The 15,592-nt window shown below is 45.0% G+C and carries 14 protein-coding genes and 1 pseudogene; 12 read left to right on the top strand and 3 right to left on the bottom strand.

Going from position 1 to position 15,592, the window contains the following annotated elements; genetic code table 11:
• From FTU62_RS11455 to FTU62_RS11445, 3 genes are all read left to right on the top strand, one after another.
• The coding region (locus FTU62_RS11455) for a YadA-like family protein (protein ID WP_180102716.1) at positions 1 to 1,782 on the top strand (1,782 nt) is incomplete at its 5' end.
• A 27-nt stretch (positions 1,783 to 1,809) separates the two neighbouring features.
• A complete protein-coding gene (locus FTU62_RS11450) occupies positions 1,810 to 2,685 on the top strand; it encodes an OmpA family protein (protein ID WP_257223187.1) in 876 nt (291 codons plus the stop codon).
• Positions 2,686 to 3,524: 839 nt separating this feature from the next.
• Entirely contained in the window at positions 3,525 to 3,779 is a 255-nt protein-coding gene (locus FTU62_RS11445) for a TIGR03643 family protein (protein WP_180102715.1), read from the top strand.
• Between the two features lie 5 nt (positions 3,780 to 3,784).
• Here FTU62_RS11445 and FTU62_RS11440 read toward each other — a convergent pair whose 3' ends face one another.
• A complete protein-coding gene (locus tag FTU62_RS11440; RefSeq protein WP_180102714.1) occupies positions 3,785 to 3,928 on the bottom strand; it encodes a DUF2256 domain-containing protein in 144 nt (47 codons plus the stop codon).
• 3 nt (positions 3,929 to 3,931) lie between these two features.
• Positions 3,932 to 5,455: a cryptochrome/photolyase family protein gene (locus tag FTU62_RS11435; protein ID WP_180102713.1), complete on the bottom strand. Its 1,524-nt coding sequence runs from the start codon at positions 5,453 to 5,455 to the stop codon at positions 3,932 to 3,934.
• Between the two features lie 389 nt (positions 5,456 to 5,844).
• On the opposite strand from FTU62_RS11435, the pseudogene nudC reads away from it, so the two are divergent.
• From nudC to FTU62_RS11390, 9 genes and pseudogenes are all read left to right on the top strand, one after another.
• Positions 5,845 to 6,613, top strand: a pseudogene (gene nudC / locus FTU62_RS11430) (NAD(+) diphosphatase).
• A 120-nt stretch (positions 6,614 to 6,733) separates the two neighbouring features.
• A complete protein-coding gene (locus FTU62_RS11425) occupies positions 6,734 to 7,282 on the top strand; it encodes a lipocalin family protein (protein WP_180102712.1) in 549 nt (182 codons plus the stop codon).
• 131 nt (positions 7,283 to 7,413) lie between these two features.
• A complete protein-coding gene (locus tag FTU62_RS11420; protein WP_180102711.1) occupies positions 7,414 to 8,400 on the top strand; it encodes an acyl-CoA desaturase in 987 nt (328 codons plus the stop codon).
• The gene (locus FTU62_RS11415) at positions 8,397 to 9,680 is read left to right on the top strand and encodes an NAD(P)/FAD-dependent oxidoreductase (RefSeq protein WP_180102710.1); all 1,284 of its coding nucleotides are present in this window, start codon (positions 8,397 to 8,399) and stop codon (positions 9,678 to 9,680) included. The genes FTU62_RS11420 and FTU62_RS11415 overlap by 4 nt, the downstream gene beginning before the upstream one ends.
• Positions 9,681 to 9,689: 9 nt before the next feature.
• The gene (locus FTU62_RS11410; protein WP_180024909.1) at positions 9,690 to 10,484 is read left to right on the top strand and encodes a DUF1365 domain-containing protein; all 795 of its coding nucleotides are present in this window, start codon (positions 9,690 to 9,692) and stop codon (positions 10,482 to 10,484) included.
• Positions 10,481 to 11,677 carry a cyclopropane-fatty-acyl-phospholipid synthase family protein gene (locus FTU62_RS11405; protein ID WP_180102709.1) on the top strand — a complete coding sequence of 399 codons (1,197 nt, stop codon included), beginning with the start codon at positions 10,481 to 10,483 and terminating at the stop codon, positions 11,675 to 11,677. The genes FTU62_RS11410 and FTU62_RS11405 overlap by 4 nt, the downstream gene beginning before the upstream one ends.
• Positions 11,678 to 11,702: 25 nt before the next feature.
• Positions 11,703 to 12,482: a DUF1295 domain-containing protein gene (locus tag FTU62_RS11400; protein ID WP_180102708.1), complete on the top strand. Its 780-nt coding sequence runs from the start codon at positions 11,703 to 11,705 to the stop codon at positions 12,480 to 12,482.
• Between the two features lie 8 nt (positions 12,483 to 12,490).
• On the top strand, positions 12,491 to 13,540 hold the full coding sequence (locus FTU62_RS11395) for a cyclopropane-fatty-acyl-phospholipid synthase family protein (protein ID WP_180102707.1): 1,050 nt from the start codon (positions 12,491 to 12,493) through the stop codon (positions 13,538 to 13,540).
• 39 nt (positions 13,541 to 13,579) lie between these two features.
• On the top strand, positions 13,580 to 14,902 hold the full coding sequence (locus FTU62_RS11390; protein ID WP_078194346.1) for a HAMP domain-containing sensor histidine kinase: 1,323 nt from the start codon (positions 13,580 to 13,582) through the stop codon (positions 14,900 to 14,902).
• Here the strand turns inward: FTU62_RS11390 and FTU62_RS11385 are convergent.
• Positions 14,899 to 15,591, bottom strand: coding sequence for a response regulator transcription factor (locus tag FTU62_RS11385; protein WP_078194299.1), 693 nt, complete (start codon positions 15,589 to 15,591; stop codon positions 14,899 to 14,901). The two genes, FTU62_RS11390 and FTU62_RS11385, sit on opposite strands and share 4 nt — an antisense overlap.
• Position 15,592 lies beyond the last annotated feature (1 nt).

Below are 15,592 nucleotides of genomic sequence, written 5' to 3'. Positions count from 1 at the left end.
GTTAACTTTGTGACGGGCGACAACATCGTACTTGAAGATGATGGTACAGGTGCGATCAAGGTATCGACTGCTCAGGATGTTACTTTCAATCAAGTGAATACGACTAACCTGTATGCCACTGGTGAAACTAAGTTGGGTGATAGCTTCACAGTGAATAACGGCGGTGCGACATATACCGGTCCGATCACTAACGGCGATCACATTACCAATAAGACCTACGTTGACGGTAAAACAGCTTCAGCAAAAACAGAGGTAACTGAAGGCAAAAATATTTCTGTTAGCTCAGTGATTGGTGCTGATGGTCAAAAGATCTATACGGTTGCAACAGAAGATGAAGTTGATTTCACTAAAGTTACTGTAGGTGATACATCAATTACAACTAATGGCCTAGAGATTGCTGGCGGTCCGAGCATTACTAAAGATGGTATTAATGCAGGCGGTAAAAAAGTTACTGAGGTTGCCGATGGTGAAATTGCGGAAGATTCCACAGATGCTGTGAATGGCAGTCAGCTTTATGCCTTGGGTGACAATATCACGAACTTGTTTGGTGGTAATGCGACATATGTTAATAACCAAATCAACTGGACTAACATTGGTGGAACTGGTCAATCAAATATTGATGATGCAATTAAGTATATTAATGATCAAGCAGCAAATGCTAATCAAGGTTGGATAGTTGCTACAGATTCAGGTACATCAGCAGCAAGTACTGTGAAACCAGGGGATACCGTTAATATTAAAGGTGATTCTGCTAGTGGTGTGACTGTTAGCAACAATGGTAATGACATTACAGTTGGTTTGAGCGATCAAATTAAAGTGGGTTCAGGTAATAACGCTGTATCTATTGATGGTAACGCAGGAACGATTGAAGTTGGTGATGTAAAAATTGATGGATCAACAGGAACCATCACGGCAGGTCAAGTTACTGTAAATGGTGATGCTGGTACCGTAAATGGTTTAACCAATACAACATGGAATCCAGACAATATTACTTCAGGCCAAGCTGCGACAGAAGATCAGTTAAAACAAGTTGCACAAAATGCAGCTCAAGCCGCTGCAGCAGCTAAATCTACTGTGACTGAAGGTGAAAACATTACAGTTAAAGCTACTCCAAATAAAGATGGTAGTACTAACTATGAAGTTTCAACTAAGAAGGATGTAACTTTTGATTCGGTTACTTCGGGTACAGTTGCTGCAGATAAAGTTGCAGTTGGTAATGTAGTAATTGACCAAGCTGGCATTAATGCAGGTGGTAATAAAGTCACTAATGTGGCGGATGGAGCAATTACTTCAACATCTCAAGATGCTATTAATGGTTCCCAATTACATGCAAGTAATACCAATATCTATAACTATTTAGGTGGTGGAGCAAATTATGAAACCAATACCGGTCCTACTTATAACGTTGGGGGTGGGACTCAGCACAATGTTGGTGATGCTCTTGATGCGTTAGATCAAAGAGATAATCAATTGGATCAGAAGATTACGAACTTAGGTGATCAATTACAACAATCATTCTATACAACTAATAAACGTATTGATGATGTGGAAAAACGTGCGATGGCTGGTATTGCTGCAGCAATGTCTTTAGAAACAGCTCCATACGTTGCTGGTAAATGGACATACGCAGCAGCTGCTGCACATCATGGCGGTGAAAATGCAGTTGGTGTGACACTACGAAAAACTGCTGACAATGGTCGATGGTCATTAACAAGTGGTATAGCTGCAGCCTCTCAAGGCGATCCAAGCTTCCGTATTGGTATTAGTGGTGTGATTGACTAATTAAATGTCTATCAAAAAGCAGAGGATATGCAGGGCATATTCTCTGCAACTTATGATCACAAATATATAGAGATTGTTATTATGAAATTGTCATTTAAGTATTTATTTTTAAGTTCTTTAGTTTTTTTTGCTAGTCAAGGGAAAGCAATCGAACAAATTGAAGTTTCTGATGAAGTTGATTTTCCTGAAATAAAGGAAAGTTATTTAGAACAAGTTAAACGTTATGAATATGATGATGTAAGTCGTTTAGACATTGGTTTAACAAAAGATCAATTTCGCCACTTATTAGGAAATCCTCAATTTAATGAAAGTGTATTTTTTGTTAAAAAATGGAATTATGTTTTAGATATTAGAATTCCTAATACACAAAATTATAAGCGTTGTCAGCTAAGAATTGATTTTGATAAAGATTATTTAGCGGAACGTTTATCTTGGAAAGGCGAAGATTGTAATAATTTTATGTATCCATCGAATACAAATACAATTATTCAGCAAATTCAAGAGCCAAAAACTGAAATTTTAAATTTAAGTGCAGATGCATTATTTAAATTTGATGGTTCAACACAAAAAGATTTATTACCAAAAGGACGCATTGAGCTAAATAGTTTGGCTTCAAAAATCAATACTGTTTATTCAAGTGTTAGTAAAATTCATCTTGTTGGTCATACGGATAGATTAGGAAGTGAATCTTACAACGCGCAGCTTGGTTTAGCTCGCGCAAATACTGTTCGGGAATATCTAAGCAAGCATGGGATACCTAACCAAATTATTAGTTATTCAAGTATGGGCGAAAATTCACCATTAACTGATGGATGTTTTTCAGTTAAAGCAAAGGATGAATTACATTCGTGTTTACAACCAGATAGACGAGTGACTGTAGAAATTACTGGTATTAAAAAATAATCCATTTAATTAGGGTCAAGCATATTTAGTGCTTGATCCTAGATGTAGCTGTATGAAAAACAAAATTTCAAAATTCTCTAAATTAAATTGTTTAATTTTTAAGGATTGTAAATTTCAATTAAATTACTGTGATCTTACTATGAAAGATTCCATTACTCTTCTGAGTGTTTTTTTATTGCTTGTACTTATGGCTAATCAGCATAAGAGAAGTATAAAAATGTCGTTAAAGGGAATTGAATTTGAGTTGAAAATATCTGAGTCTAAGATTGTTAATGCAATAGAATTGCTTTTAATCAAAAAGATTATATTTAAATATGAATCAATAGGTACCTAGCAGACCTATTTTATAAATGATTACTATTTTCCTGAAGTTAATAAAAATAAATTTTCTGAAAAGAATATTTTTATTAATGATGAAATTTTAGTTGAATTAAAAAAATGTGAAAAGATAAATATCCTACTTTAAAGTGGCTTGAAAAATTATTACATATGAATTGTTGATAATAGTATTATGAATACTCCTTGGTCCAAGATGTGATTTTTTATCTTGGACTTTTTTTATTTTTATAAATAGCTTAGTTGGACAAAAGTTTGGAAGGTAAAACGGCTTTGTTGCACAAAGATTTGAAATACAAAGCCCTTTTAAGTCCTTATGGATATTCGACTTATAGAGGTAACTAAGACTTAACAGGGCTAGTTTAACTAGCCCTTTTATTCGTGCTGAGTCCCTAAACTACAGAAAAATCACAAAAAATTCATGATTGTATTGTTATTCTTTTAGTCAGATTAAAGTCGATAAAGCTTATTCACGCTTCGTGATGATTAAAAACGAGAATGGTATGAATCAATTTTCTGAAGAGGACTTATCCAGAATTATAGAAATGGCTTGGGAAGATCGAACTCCTTTTGAAGCTATTTTATGTGAGTATGGTTTAAATGAAGCGGCGGTGATTCGCTTGATGCGGCAAAATTTGAAACACAGTAGCTTTAAAATGTGGCGTGCACGCGTGACTGGCCGAAAAACCAAACATCTGCAGCTGCGTTCACCTGATGTGATACGTGCCTATTGTTCACGCCAATACAGGCGTTTCTAAGTGTTTTATTTTGATAAACGTCTGGACACACGTTTACATCGTTCAGAACAGTATCGTACTTTCTCCCAGCAACGGTGCCATTTTTTGCGCCAAGTAAAAGGGCGCAAGCAGTGAATACATATTTTTTCAGGGAGATGCTGTTTTTTCATCGTTTATAACTCATTGATCCGGCTAAGAAGCTGCTGGGCATGGCTGATGATCTGCTGCCGATCTTTCAGTTTGTCCAGCTGCCGATAGATCATGCCCATACGTGGATGGGTACGGAATATCGCTTCATGCCGGATCATGAAATACCAGTACAGGCTGTTGAACGGACAGCTGTCTGGCTCGGTACGGGTTTTGACATTGTAGCTACAGTGTTTGCAGTAATCCGACATCTTATGTATGTAATTGCCCGAAGCCGCATAGGGTTTGCTGGCCATCAAGCCGCCATCGGCATGCATTACCATGCCCAGTGTGTTCGGTAGTTCTACCCATTCATAGGCGTCGGCATAGACTGCCAGATACCACTCGCTGATCTGCTGAGGGTGTAAACCAGTTAATAAGGCAAAATTGCCAGTCACCATCAAACGCTGAATATGATGTGCATAGGCATGCTGAAAGGTATTACGGAAACACTCAGCCATACAGTTCATCTGGGTGTGGCCAGTCCAGTAAAATTGTGGCAACGGTGTTGAGTACTGCAGCGCATTGCGGCCGGCATACTCCGGCATGTACAGCCAGTAAATTCCACGCACATATTCGCGCCAGCCAAGGATCTGCCTGATAAAACCCTCCACCGCATTCAGTGGTGCATGACCGGCACAGTAGGCCGCTTCTGCCGCATCACAGACTTCTCTTGGCAGCAGCAAGCCGCAGTTCAGATAAGGCGAGAGAAGGCTGTGAAACACCATATCTACACCCTGAACCATGGCATCCTGATACTCGCCAAAATGCGGCAAACTGTGGGCAATGAAATGCTCCAATGCAAGCAGGGCATTGCTGCGCGTGGTGGCCCAGTGAAAATCGGCAAGACTGCCAGAGTGATGGGAAAACTCGCGTTCAACCAGTTCCAGTACATCCAGATCAATCTGATCCCGTTCAAAATGAAGTGCTGGAGGCAATGGCGGACTGCCTGACCAGGCCTTGCGATTGGCACTGTCATAGTTCCACTGTTGTCCAAGCGGCTGCTGTCCCTGCATCAAGTAGCCGGTCTGCTTGCGCATTTCCCGATAAAAATATTCCATGCGCAGCGTCTGGTAACGGCTGGCCCAGTACCGGAACTGCTCCGGATTGCAGAAAAAACGCTCATCATTCAGGCACTGTACCGACAGTTGCAGCTGCTGGCTCCAGTGCTGTTCAATCTGCTGCTGCAAGCGGTATTCTCCGCATTGGGTCATGACTAGTTCTGTGACAGGGAACAGCTGTTGCTGTCCCTGCACAAAATCCAGCAGGCTGCGAATCGGACTGCCGGACTGAAAAGCATGATAACGTACACGCCAGCCCTCGGCCTTGAGCTCTTTGGCAAAATGACGCATGGCGCTAAAAATCAGGGCAATTTTCTGCGGATGATGCGCGACATACGTGGCTTCCTCAACCACTTCGGCCATCAGGATCACATCCTGGGTACGGTCCAGCGCTTTGAGCGTAGCAAGCTGATGATGAAGCTGGTCACCTAGAATTAAACCGAAACGCATACCTATCTCAGAACCAGTGAAAGAGAGCGCAGTGTAAAGCCGAACAGTTCAATTTTTTGTGAAAATAAAGATCAACGCGCATGTTGAATCAATTCAACTCGACCAGATGATCAGCTGGCATTGCACAGGAATCATGATTGCTGCAATAAAAGACTGTCCATCTCTGTAATGCTACAGCCCATTGATGAAATTCACATTACATCATTCCTTAATGCATAGGTGGTGTGAAAATTATGTGATTTTAATCAAAAAGATACAAATTATTATGGTTGTAATTCAGGCAGCTTGCACCTAGTATCTGCTTAGAAGTTACTCCATGTAAGCTTCCTTAGTTTTGTCCCATACACTCCTATGTATGGGATTTTTTTTAATCAGTGGATGTCATGAGCATGCATTCAAAATGCATATATTTTTAGACAGCAACAATTACTAGTGGATGAGCATTTTCAGTTGCCACAGGTAGCAAGATTGCAGCATGATCTAGACCTCTCGGAAAATGGCAAGATCATTGCACGTGATCTTAAAGAAGACGAACCAGTGCCTAAAGGTTATCAATTGGTTCCGATCCGGCAACTGGTGCAAGTCTGGAGCAGACCGCAGTTTGAACAGGCCAGCCGTGCGGTACAGTTGCTAGAATGGCGCCGTAATCACCGCTTTTGCAGTAAGTGCGCTCACGCCACCCAGCAGCACGCCAGCCATTATGCCATGCTCTGTCCATCCTGTGGCTATAACCAGTATCCGCGGGTAAATCCTTGTGTGATTACCATCATTACTCGGGGTACAGATGAAATTCTGTTGGCAAAAAATGCCCGCAACAAAACCCAGATGTACAGCCTGATTGCCGGATTTGTCGAAGTGGGCGAAACCCTGGAGGAGGCGGTACGCCGTGAGACGATGGAAGAAGTGGGGCTACAAATCAAAAATATTCAATATCTAGCCAGCCAGCCGTGGCCGTTTCCCAGCAATCTGATGATGGCCTTCAAGGCAGAATATCATACAGGGGACATTCAAATTCAGTAAAATGAACTGAGCGATGCGCAGTTTTTCAAATTTGATCAGTTACCCGAAATTCCGTTCAAGGGCAGTATTGCCTATGCCATGATTCAGCATGTGATGCATGGTACCCCTGTGGCAGATGACAGCAAAGAATGGCTTTAACCCGGAAACCAGTCTAGGACTTTTTTAGCAGCACGCCTCCTGAATCACATCATTTCGTCTTCACGCTTTGTTCACATGCTGTTGAGTTATCTTAAGCCTAAAATCAAACAAGGCTAAAAAATGAAGATGCTATTCAAGTCTGTTTTGGCAGCGACAACGCTGGCGATAATCAGCTTAAGCTTTACTACGCAAGCTGAAACGGTTCCACCTCAGGCAGTCGATCAGGTAGATATCCAACGGTATGCGGGCAAGTGGTATGAAATTGCGCATCTACCGATGTATTTTCAGCGTAAGTGTGTATCCAATATCACTGCACAATATAGCGTCAATGCTAACCAGACTATGGGGGTATTAAATAGCTGCCGTATTGCCAGTGGAGAGATGATCAGCTCCGAAGGTATTGCCTATCCACAAAATGAAGAGAACAGCAAACTCAAGGTCAGCTTTTTGCCGCAAGGTTTGCGCTGGATGCCTTTTACCAAAGGTCATTATTGGGTGTTAAGAGTTGACCCGGAATATAAAGTGGCGCTAGTAGGTGGACCAAGCAGTAAATACCTGTGGATTTTGTCACGTGAACCGCAACTGGATGAAGCCACCTACCAGTCGTATCTGGAGACTGCGAAACACTATGGTTACGACATCACAAAGTTAATCAAATTACCGCATTAATCTGCTACCCTTTGGCCGAACTGCCTAGACTCTTACAGTTCGGCTTTTTTTCACTTCACATAAAATTCATATCTGGCTGATTACACTCATCAAACAGAATAAAGACAGTCGCTTAAAATTAGGATGAGTCCATGTTGAAAAGTCTAATTCGATGGATAGACAGCTGGTCTACACCCACAGCGCCCAAAACCCTGACTGCTGAAAATAGTAAAATTCAGTGGTTCAGAATTTTACCCTTTATTCTACTGCATCTGGCCTGTCTGGCAGTATTCTGGGTGGAGGTATCGTGGTTTGCACTGGGTTTCATGCTCGCATTCTACCTAATCCGTATGTTTTCCATTACGGCCTTTTTTCATCGCTATCTGTCACATAAAACTTTTCAGACTTCGCGTCCGGTGCAATTCCTGTTTGTGTTAATTGGAACTATGAGTGCACAGCGTGGTCCGCTATGGTGGGCGGCCCATCACCGTTATCACCACCGCTATACCGATACACTACAAGATCCACACTCCTCAACACATGGTTTTTGGTACAGCCACGTTGGCTGGTTTTTAAACGAATATAACTTTGCCACGCGTAAAGAAGTCATTAGAGATTGGCTGAAATATCCGGAACTGATCTGGCTGGACCGTTTCAGTTTAATTGTGGTGCTGCTGACCGCGGGCGGTATTTATGCGCTAGGGGAGTGGTTGGCTATGACCTGGCCGCAACTCGGTACCTCCGGCCTGCAATTGCTGGTCTGGGGGTTTGTGGTCTCCACTGTGTTGCTGCTCCATGCCACTTTGTGTATTAACTCATTGGCGCATCATTATGGCAGCCGGGATTTTGACACTGAAGATCACAGCCGCAACAACTTATTTCTGTCCATCATTACCTTGGGCGAAGGCTGGCACAACAATCACCATTATTATGCCGGCAGTACACGGCAGGGTTTTTACTGGTGGCAGATTGATGTGACCTATTACCTGCTGAAACTCATGTCTTTGTTCGGGCTGGTCTGGGGACTCAAGCCCATTCCCGCACGTGTCTATGATGTCAGTAAAATTGCCCGGGCTCGAAAACAGAAAAAAGCTGCCAAGACCGGCACTCCGACTATTCATTCAAAGGAATCACCATGAAAATTGCAATTATTGGTTCAGGTATTTCCGGTCTGTACGCTGCCTGGAAACTCAGCAAAGCGCATGAAGTCATAGTCTTTGAAAAGAATAACTACTTTGGTGGTCATACCGATACCCATCAGCTGAATATCGATGGTGAACAGGTTGCGGTGGACAGTGGCTTTATTGTCTTTAATGAGCATAACTATCCGCTGTTCTGCTCGATGCTAAAAGAACTTGGGATTCAATCGCAAAGCAGTGACATGAGCTTTTCGGTGAATAATCAGGTCAGTGGCTTACAGTACAATCCTTCAAAAAAATTCTCGTTATTGTTCCGACCTCAAAACTTTTTTAATGCAGATTTTCGCGCGATGTTGTCGGATTTGTTCCGTTTCTATGCGGCCAATAAAGATCTGGATGTGGAACAGGTCGATGCACAGCTCAGTATTGATGAGTATTTAAATCAACATGGTTATAGCGATGCCTTCCGTCAGGAACATCTCTATCCGATGTGTGGAGCGCTGTGGTCCTGTCCGGTGGAACAGGCCGGACAGATTCCCTATAAATTTGTGGTGAGCTTTTTCCAGCACCATCGCATGTTGCAACTGAAAGACCGGCCGTTATGGCTCACGGTCAAGGGTGGATCGGCTCGCTACGTTCGTGCGATTCAGTCCCAGACGAATATTATCTTCCGCAAAACGGGTGTGCTTCATGTATCCCGTAGTTCCAATGGTGTACTGGTTGAAACAGCACAGGGCAGTGAGCGTTTTGACTGGGTAATCTTTGCCAGTCATGCTGACGACAGCCTGAAACTACTTAAAGATCCGACAGCGCAGGAGCTGGACGTGCTGGGCAAGTTCCGCTATCAGGCTAACCGTATGGTGGTGCATTCTGATACCCGCATCATGCCCAAATCCCGTCGTCAATGGGCCAGCTGGCATGTGCATGTCACCCCGAGTCAGGCAGCTGAACAGACGCCATTCCAGCACAGCGGTATGCACTATGGTTTCAGTTACTGGATGAACCAGTTGCAAAACCTGCAATGCAAGACTCAGGTCTTTGCCACCCTGAATCCTAACTTTGCCTTGGATCCGAAAAAGGTCTGGGTCGAACGGCATTACCGTCATCCGGTGTTTGATGCCCCCGCAATTGAAGCCCAACAACGCTGGGCCGAGATCAATAGCCAGAACCGCACTTCATACTGTGGTGCTTACTGGGGCTGGGGCTTTCATGAGGATGGGGCGCGTAGCGCATCATGGGTAGTCGATCAGCTATTGAAACAGGCCGAACAGGCCGCCTAGGAGCACATGATGCAGATGTATCCACTGGCGATTGCCTCTGCCGAAATCCGGCACCGACGTTATTTGCCCAAAGCCCATGCTTTTGAGACCCAGCTAACCTATCTATGGTTTGATCCGGATCAGCTCGCGACCTTTACCGGTAAATCCTGGCTCTGGTCTTCCAGCCGCTGGAATTTTCTGACCCTGGATGAGCGCGATTTTCTGAGCATGGAATGTGGTTCAATCCGGCAGAAAGTTGCACGCCTGCTAATCAAGCGGGAAAACTATCTGTTACCGCATGCCGCTTCCATCCGGGTGCTGGCCTTGCCGCGCACACTGGGTTTCCGTTTCAATTCCGTAGTGTTTTATCTGGTCTTTGGTGCCACCGACCAGTTGCTCTTTGTGCTGAGTGAAATCACCAACACACCGTGGAATGAACGACAGGTCTACATTCACGACTGCCGGAACAATGCAGACGAACATGCGCCGTACCAGAGTCACCAGTTTGACTTTAAAAAGGCCTTTCATGTGTCGCCGTTCATGCCGATGGGGCTGGATTATCGCTGGCGCTTCAGCTTTTCGGATCGGCAGAACGTGATTCATATGCAGCTGTTTGAGCAGGGAATCTTGCAATTCGATGCCACCCTGAAATTTTCCTTGCAGGCCATCACGGTTCCTTCACAGCAGCATCGCTATGCTGTACTGAAAGTTCTTGAACCCTTCAGGATGGTCAGCGGAATTTATCTGCACGCCTTTCGTTTATGGAAAAAGAAAATTCCGTTTTACCGACATCCTAAAAAAGAAAAAGGAAACACATTGCGATGAAAACACTATTCATGGGAGAGCAAAGCACACTGCCGGTGGTACTGCGCCACCTGCTGAAATTACGCCATGGTCAGCTGATTTTTAAAGGTGTCTGGAACGGGGCTGTCGGGGAAAATAGCGATTTACAGGCGGTGATACAGGTGCATGATGTCCGTCTGATGGATCTACTGTTCCGTAATGGTGTACTGGGTGCTGCCGAAGGTTTTATCCGTGGCTACTGGAGCAGTGAAGATCTGGTCGATGTGATCCGCATTTTGGCACGTAACCGCGATGTGCTGGATCTGATGAATCAGAATGCAGTGGCCAAAGCCAGCCAGTTACTGTTAAAGGTCTGGTATAAATCGCGCAAGAATTCGATTGATGGCAGCCGCAAAAATATTGCCGAGCATTATGACCTGAGTAATGACTTTTTCAAGCTGTTCCTGGATTACAGCATGATGTATTCCAGTGCGGTGTTTAAAGAGCCGGGCATGAGCCTGGAACAGGCTTCGGATTATAAAAAAGAGCTGATCTGCCAGAAACTGCAACTCAAACCGATGGATCATTTGGTCGAAATTGGCAGCGGCTGGGGCGGTTTTGCCATTTATGCCGCGCAGCAGTATGGCTGCAAAGTCACCACCATCACCATTTCCAGAGCACAGTATGATGAAGCCGTGGCTCGGGTCGCTGCAGCCGGACTGTCACATCGCGTGACTGTGCAGCTGAAAGATTACCGTTTACTGGAAGGCAAATACGACAAGCTGGTGTCGATTGAAATGATCGAAGCCGTAGGTGAGCAGTATTTATCCACCTATTTCCAGAAATGCCGTGAGCTGCTGAAACCGAATGGTCTGGCCCTGATTCAGGCCATCACCATTGAAGATGCACGCTATGCCAAAGCCCTGAATACCGTGGACTATATCAAGCGCTATATTTTCCCAGGCAGTTTTATTCCCTGTATCAGTGTCATGACCCAGACCGCTTCTGAGCAAAAACTTCGTCTCAAACATCTGGAAGATATTGGTCAAAGCTATGCACAAACCCTGAAGTGTTGGCGTCAGCGTTTCTTGCAGCAGCATGATCAGGTACTTGAGCTTGGCTTTGATGAGCGTTTTATCCGCATGTGGGATTTTTATCTGTGTTATTGCGAAGGTGGCTTCCGCGAAGGCGTGATCAGTGATGTACATCTGCTGTTCGAAGCCAGTGCCTACTAAGCCAAGATAAAGCAGGAGGGCCGAAATGCTGCTGAACTTACTGATGCTGAATGTCTTTATCATGCTCTGTAGCTGGGTGTTGGTGACCTATAACCGTAGAGCAGGGCTGGTCGATGTCGCTTGGAGTTTCAGTATTGCCCTCAATGTGATTATTGCCGCTTGGGCGATTGACAGCGCACCGATGTTGGTTCGCTTATTTCTGGGACTGGCGAGTGGGATCTGGTTTTCACGGCTGACTTGGCATCTGTTACGGCGCTATGCCAGTGAAACCCAAGAAGACACGCGTTATGCCAACATGCGCCGAGCGATGGGGGAGTATCAGCATTTTGGTTTTCTGGTGTTTTTTATATTTCAGGCAGGATTGGCTCTACTGTTTTCTTACCCAATGCTGAAGCTGTTAAGTATCTCGACCGAGCAATGGAATGACTGGACTTTGGTCACTGTGATTGTGGCGGGCATGATCATGCTATCCGCTTTGATAGGCGAAAGCACTGCCGATCAGCAACTTTACTGTTTTAAGCTAGATCCACAGAATCAAGGTAAAACCATGGATCAGGGTTTGTGGAAATATTCGCGCCATCCGAATTATTTTTTTGAATGGCTGCATTGGTTTGCTTATCCAGTGCTCGGTCTGGCAGCAGGATGCTATGAATTATGGATTTATCCAATGCTGATGTGGCTGTTTCTGTACTACATCACCGGGATTCCCTTTAGTGAACAACAGGCGCTGGCACATCGCGGCGACAACTATAAAGACTATCAACGACGAACTTCAATGTTTATTCCGTGGCCACCCAAACAGTAGGTAAATACATGGACTTTATGATTCAACAATCTTTAAAACTGGTCGAAAGCGGCAAGCTGCCCGATTCGGTCATTCGCGCCGGCATTCGCAGCCTAAGCAAAAAACGTCTGGCACAGGAAGGACGCTTTGACCCGGCACTGGCAGCCCGGCGCTATATGGATGTGCTGCATATGCTGAAAAACAGCGAGATTGCCATCGAGACCGACAAGGCCAATGAACAGCACTATGAACTGCCCACCGAATTTTTCCAGGCAGTACTGGGCAAGCGTCTGAAATACAGTGCCAGCCTGTTTGAACATACTCATACCACGCTGGATCAGGCGGAAGAAGCGGCACTGGCCAGCTATTGCCAGCGTGCACAGTTAAAAGATGGACAGGATATTCTGGAAATTGGCTGTGGCTGGGGATCTTTGAGTCTGTATATGGCCGAGCATTATCCCAAGGCCCGTATCACGGTGGTGTCGAATTCCTCGACCCAGCGCCAGTATATTCAGGAACAGGCGCGTCTGAAAAAACTGCAGAACCTGACGGTGATCACCTGCGACGTCAATGTGCTGCAACTGGAACCCGCGTCCTTTGACCGCGTGGTTTCGGTGGAAATGTTTGAACACGTACGTAATTACCAGAAACTGTTTGAAAATATCAGCAGCTGGCTGAAAGCGGATGGTCTGCTCTGGTGCCATATTTTCTGTCACCGTTTCCTGCATTATCCGTTTGAAGTGAAAAATGAATTCGACTGGATGTCGAGATATTTCTTTAGTGGCGGACTGATGCCGGCAGCTTCGACCTTTCTGCATTTCCAGCAGCATTTGCAATTAGAGCAGCACTGGCAATGGGCCGGCACGCAGTATGAACGCACCGCAAATGCCTGGCTGGAGAACATGGACCGGAAACAGGTCGAGCTGCAGCCCCTGTTTGAACAGACCTATGGTGCAGATGCAGTCATCTGGTGGCAACGCTGGCGGATTTTCTTTATGGCCTGTGCCGAGCTGTTCGGTTATGAGCATGGACGCGAGTGGGTGATCGGTCACTTTCTGTTTAAAAAGAAAATCGTATAATTGAATGGCGAATCGGATGGGCCAGCGGGGAATGCACCAATGTTAAAGCTGTTCAGGGACAAACACGATCATCCTCTGGGTGAGGTGTTTAACCGTTATTACTGGCTGCAAATCGGATTCATTGCCCTGTCTGTGGTGATCGGGATTGGCTGTAGTGCTTGGGTAATCAAGGGCTCCCTGCTCAGAACTGCGCTAGAACAGGAAATGTCACACTACTGGCAGCGGCTGGAACGTAATCCGGCTGCTGAACTGCCCGACACCAAAAACCTGTATGGTTACCGCTGGAGCGATGTGCCGCCAGTCCAATTTCGCCACATGCAGCTTGAGCAAGGGGTGAACCGGCATTTTGTCGATGGCAAGGAGCGCATGACCGTGTATGGTGAAAAAGACGGACAGCATGTGCTGCTGGTGTTTGGCGAAAGCAACGTCAACAAGCTGGTCTGGCTGTTTGGTCTGGCACCGCTGATGGTCAGCCTGTTCGTACTGTATAGCGTATTGTGGTGGTGGAACCGTCGGGCCCGACGTTATTTTTCCCCGATTACCCGTCTTGCTAATGCGCTGGAGCATATTGACTGGGAACATCAGAAAAATCAGGCTTCGCCTTTTCAGGACATCCGCACCGACTCCAATCTGGAAGCTGAATACCTCAAGCAGGCGCTGGAAAAATATCATCAGGTATTAAGCGAATTTATTCAGCGTGAGCGTGAATTTACCGGAGATGTCAGCCATGAGCTCCGCACGCCACTGACCATTTTAAAAGGCAATGTGCAGCTGTGTCAGGCACGCTATGGCGACAACAAGTCCTTTACCCGCCTGCATAACACCATTGAAGACATGCAGCTGCTGGTCGATACCTTGCTGGCTATTGCCCGCAATACCACCAATACTTTAACTGCTGAACCGACCATGCTTTCAGAATGTCTGGACAATCTGGTGCAGGATCTAGAGAGTGTCAGTCATAACAAAGGCATGCAGATTGACCTGCAAAAAGACCTCGATGAACAGCCGCGTAAACTTTATCCATCCATGACCAAAATGGTGTTTGGTAATATTCTGCGCAATGCACTGAACTATTCACAGGGCACAGAAATTGATGTGATTCTGGAAAAAAATAAAGTGCTGATTGCTGACAATGGGGTCGGCATGCCTTTACCTAACAATTCTAAGGTTCAGGAACTGTCTGGCCAGCAGCTACAACTGGAAATCAAAGGGCATGGCATTGGATTGCAATTGGTGCAAAAGCTATGCAAACAGCTAGGTTGGCGTGTGGAGCTGTTTGACAGGCAATATTATATTGTCACCCATCAGAATGTTGACCTGGCAATGACCACTGGACTGATTGTCGTTGTGTACCTAAATTAGGCTTCATCTTCGAAAGCAATCTTTAAACCAATCCCAGATATGGTGTGAATCAGCTTTTGTTCAAAGGGTTTATCGACCATTTTGCGTAAATTATAGATATGACTGCGCAGAGCATCACTTTCTGGCTCTTCGTCACCCCAAAGCTCCATCATAATTTCCTGTTTGGTCAGTACTTTAGGAGAGTGACGCATCAGTAGCTTCAAAAGTTTAAACTGAATTGGAGGCAATTCAATGTTCTGGCCAGCTCGAGTTAGCTGCTGTGTTGCGGGGTCCAAAATTAGGTCATGAATTTGCAGACGACTGTTGGATACTTCACCCAGGGAGCGTTTGATCAGGGCCTTGACCCGAACCACCAGCTCGTTAAAGTCAAAGGGCTTGACCAGATAATCATCCGTGCCGGAATTGAAGCCTTTGAGTTTATCATCCAAGGTATCCCGAGCGGTAAGCATCAAGACAGGTAAGTCCAACCCCTCTTCATTGCGTAACCACTCGCACAATTCATAACCAGAACCATCAGGCAAATTAATGTCTAGTAGCAAGATATGGTAGCGTTGCTGTTTCAGTAATTGTCTAGCAGCACTCAGATTGCGGGCATGATCGACCACAAAGCCATGTTCTTCCAGAAACTCGCATAGGGTAGAGGCCAGTTCATAATGGTCTTCAACCATCAGGATAAAATGTTTCGACATA

This window comes from Acinetobacter sp. YH12126 (assembly GCF_013418745.1).
GTDB lineage: Bacteria > Pseudomonadota > Gammaproteobacteria > Pseudomonadales > Moraxellaceae > Acinetobacter > Acinetobacter amyesii.
Note: the sequence above shows the minus strand (reverse complement) of the source record. Positions and strands in the feature narration are given on the sequence as shown.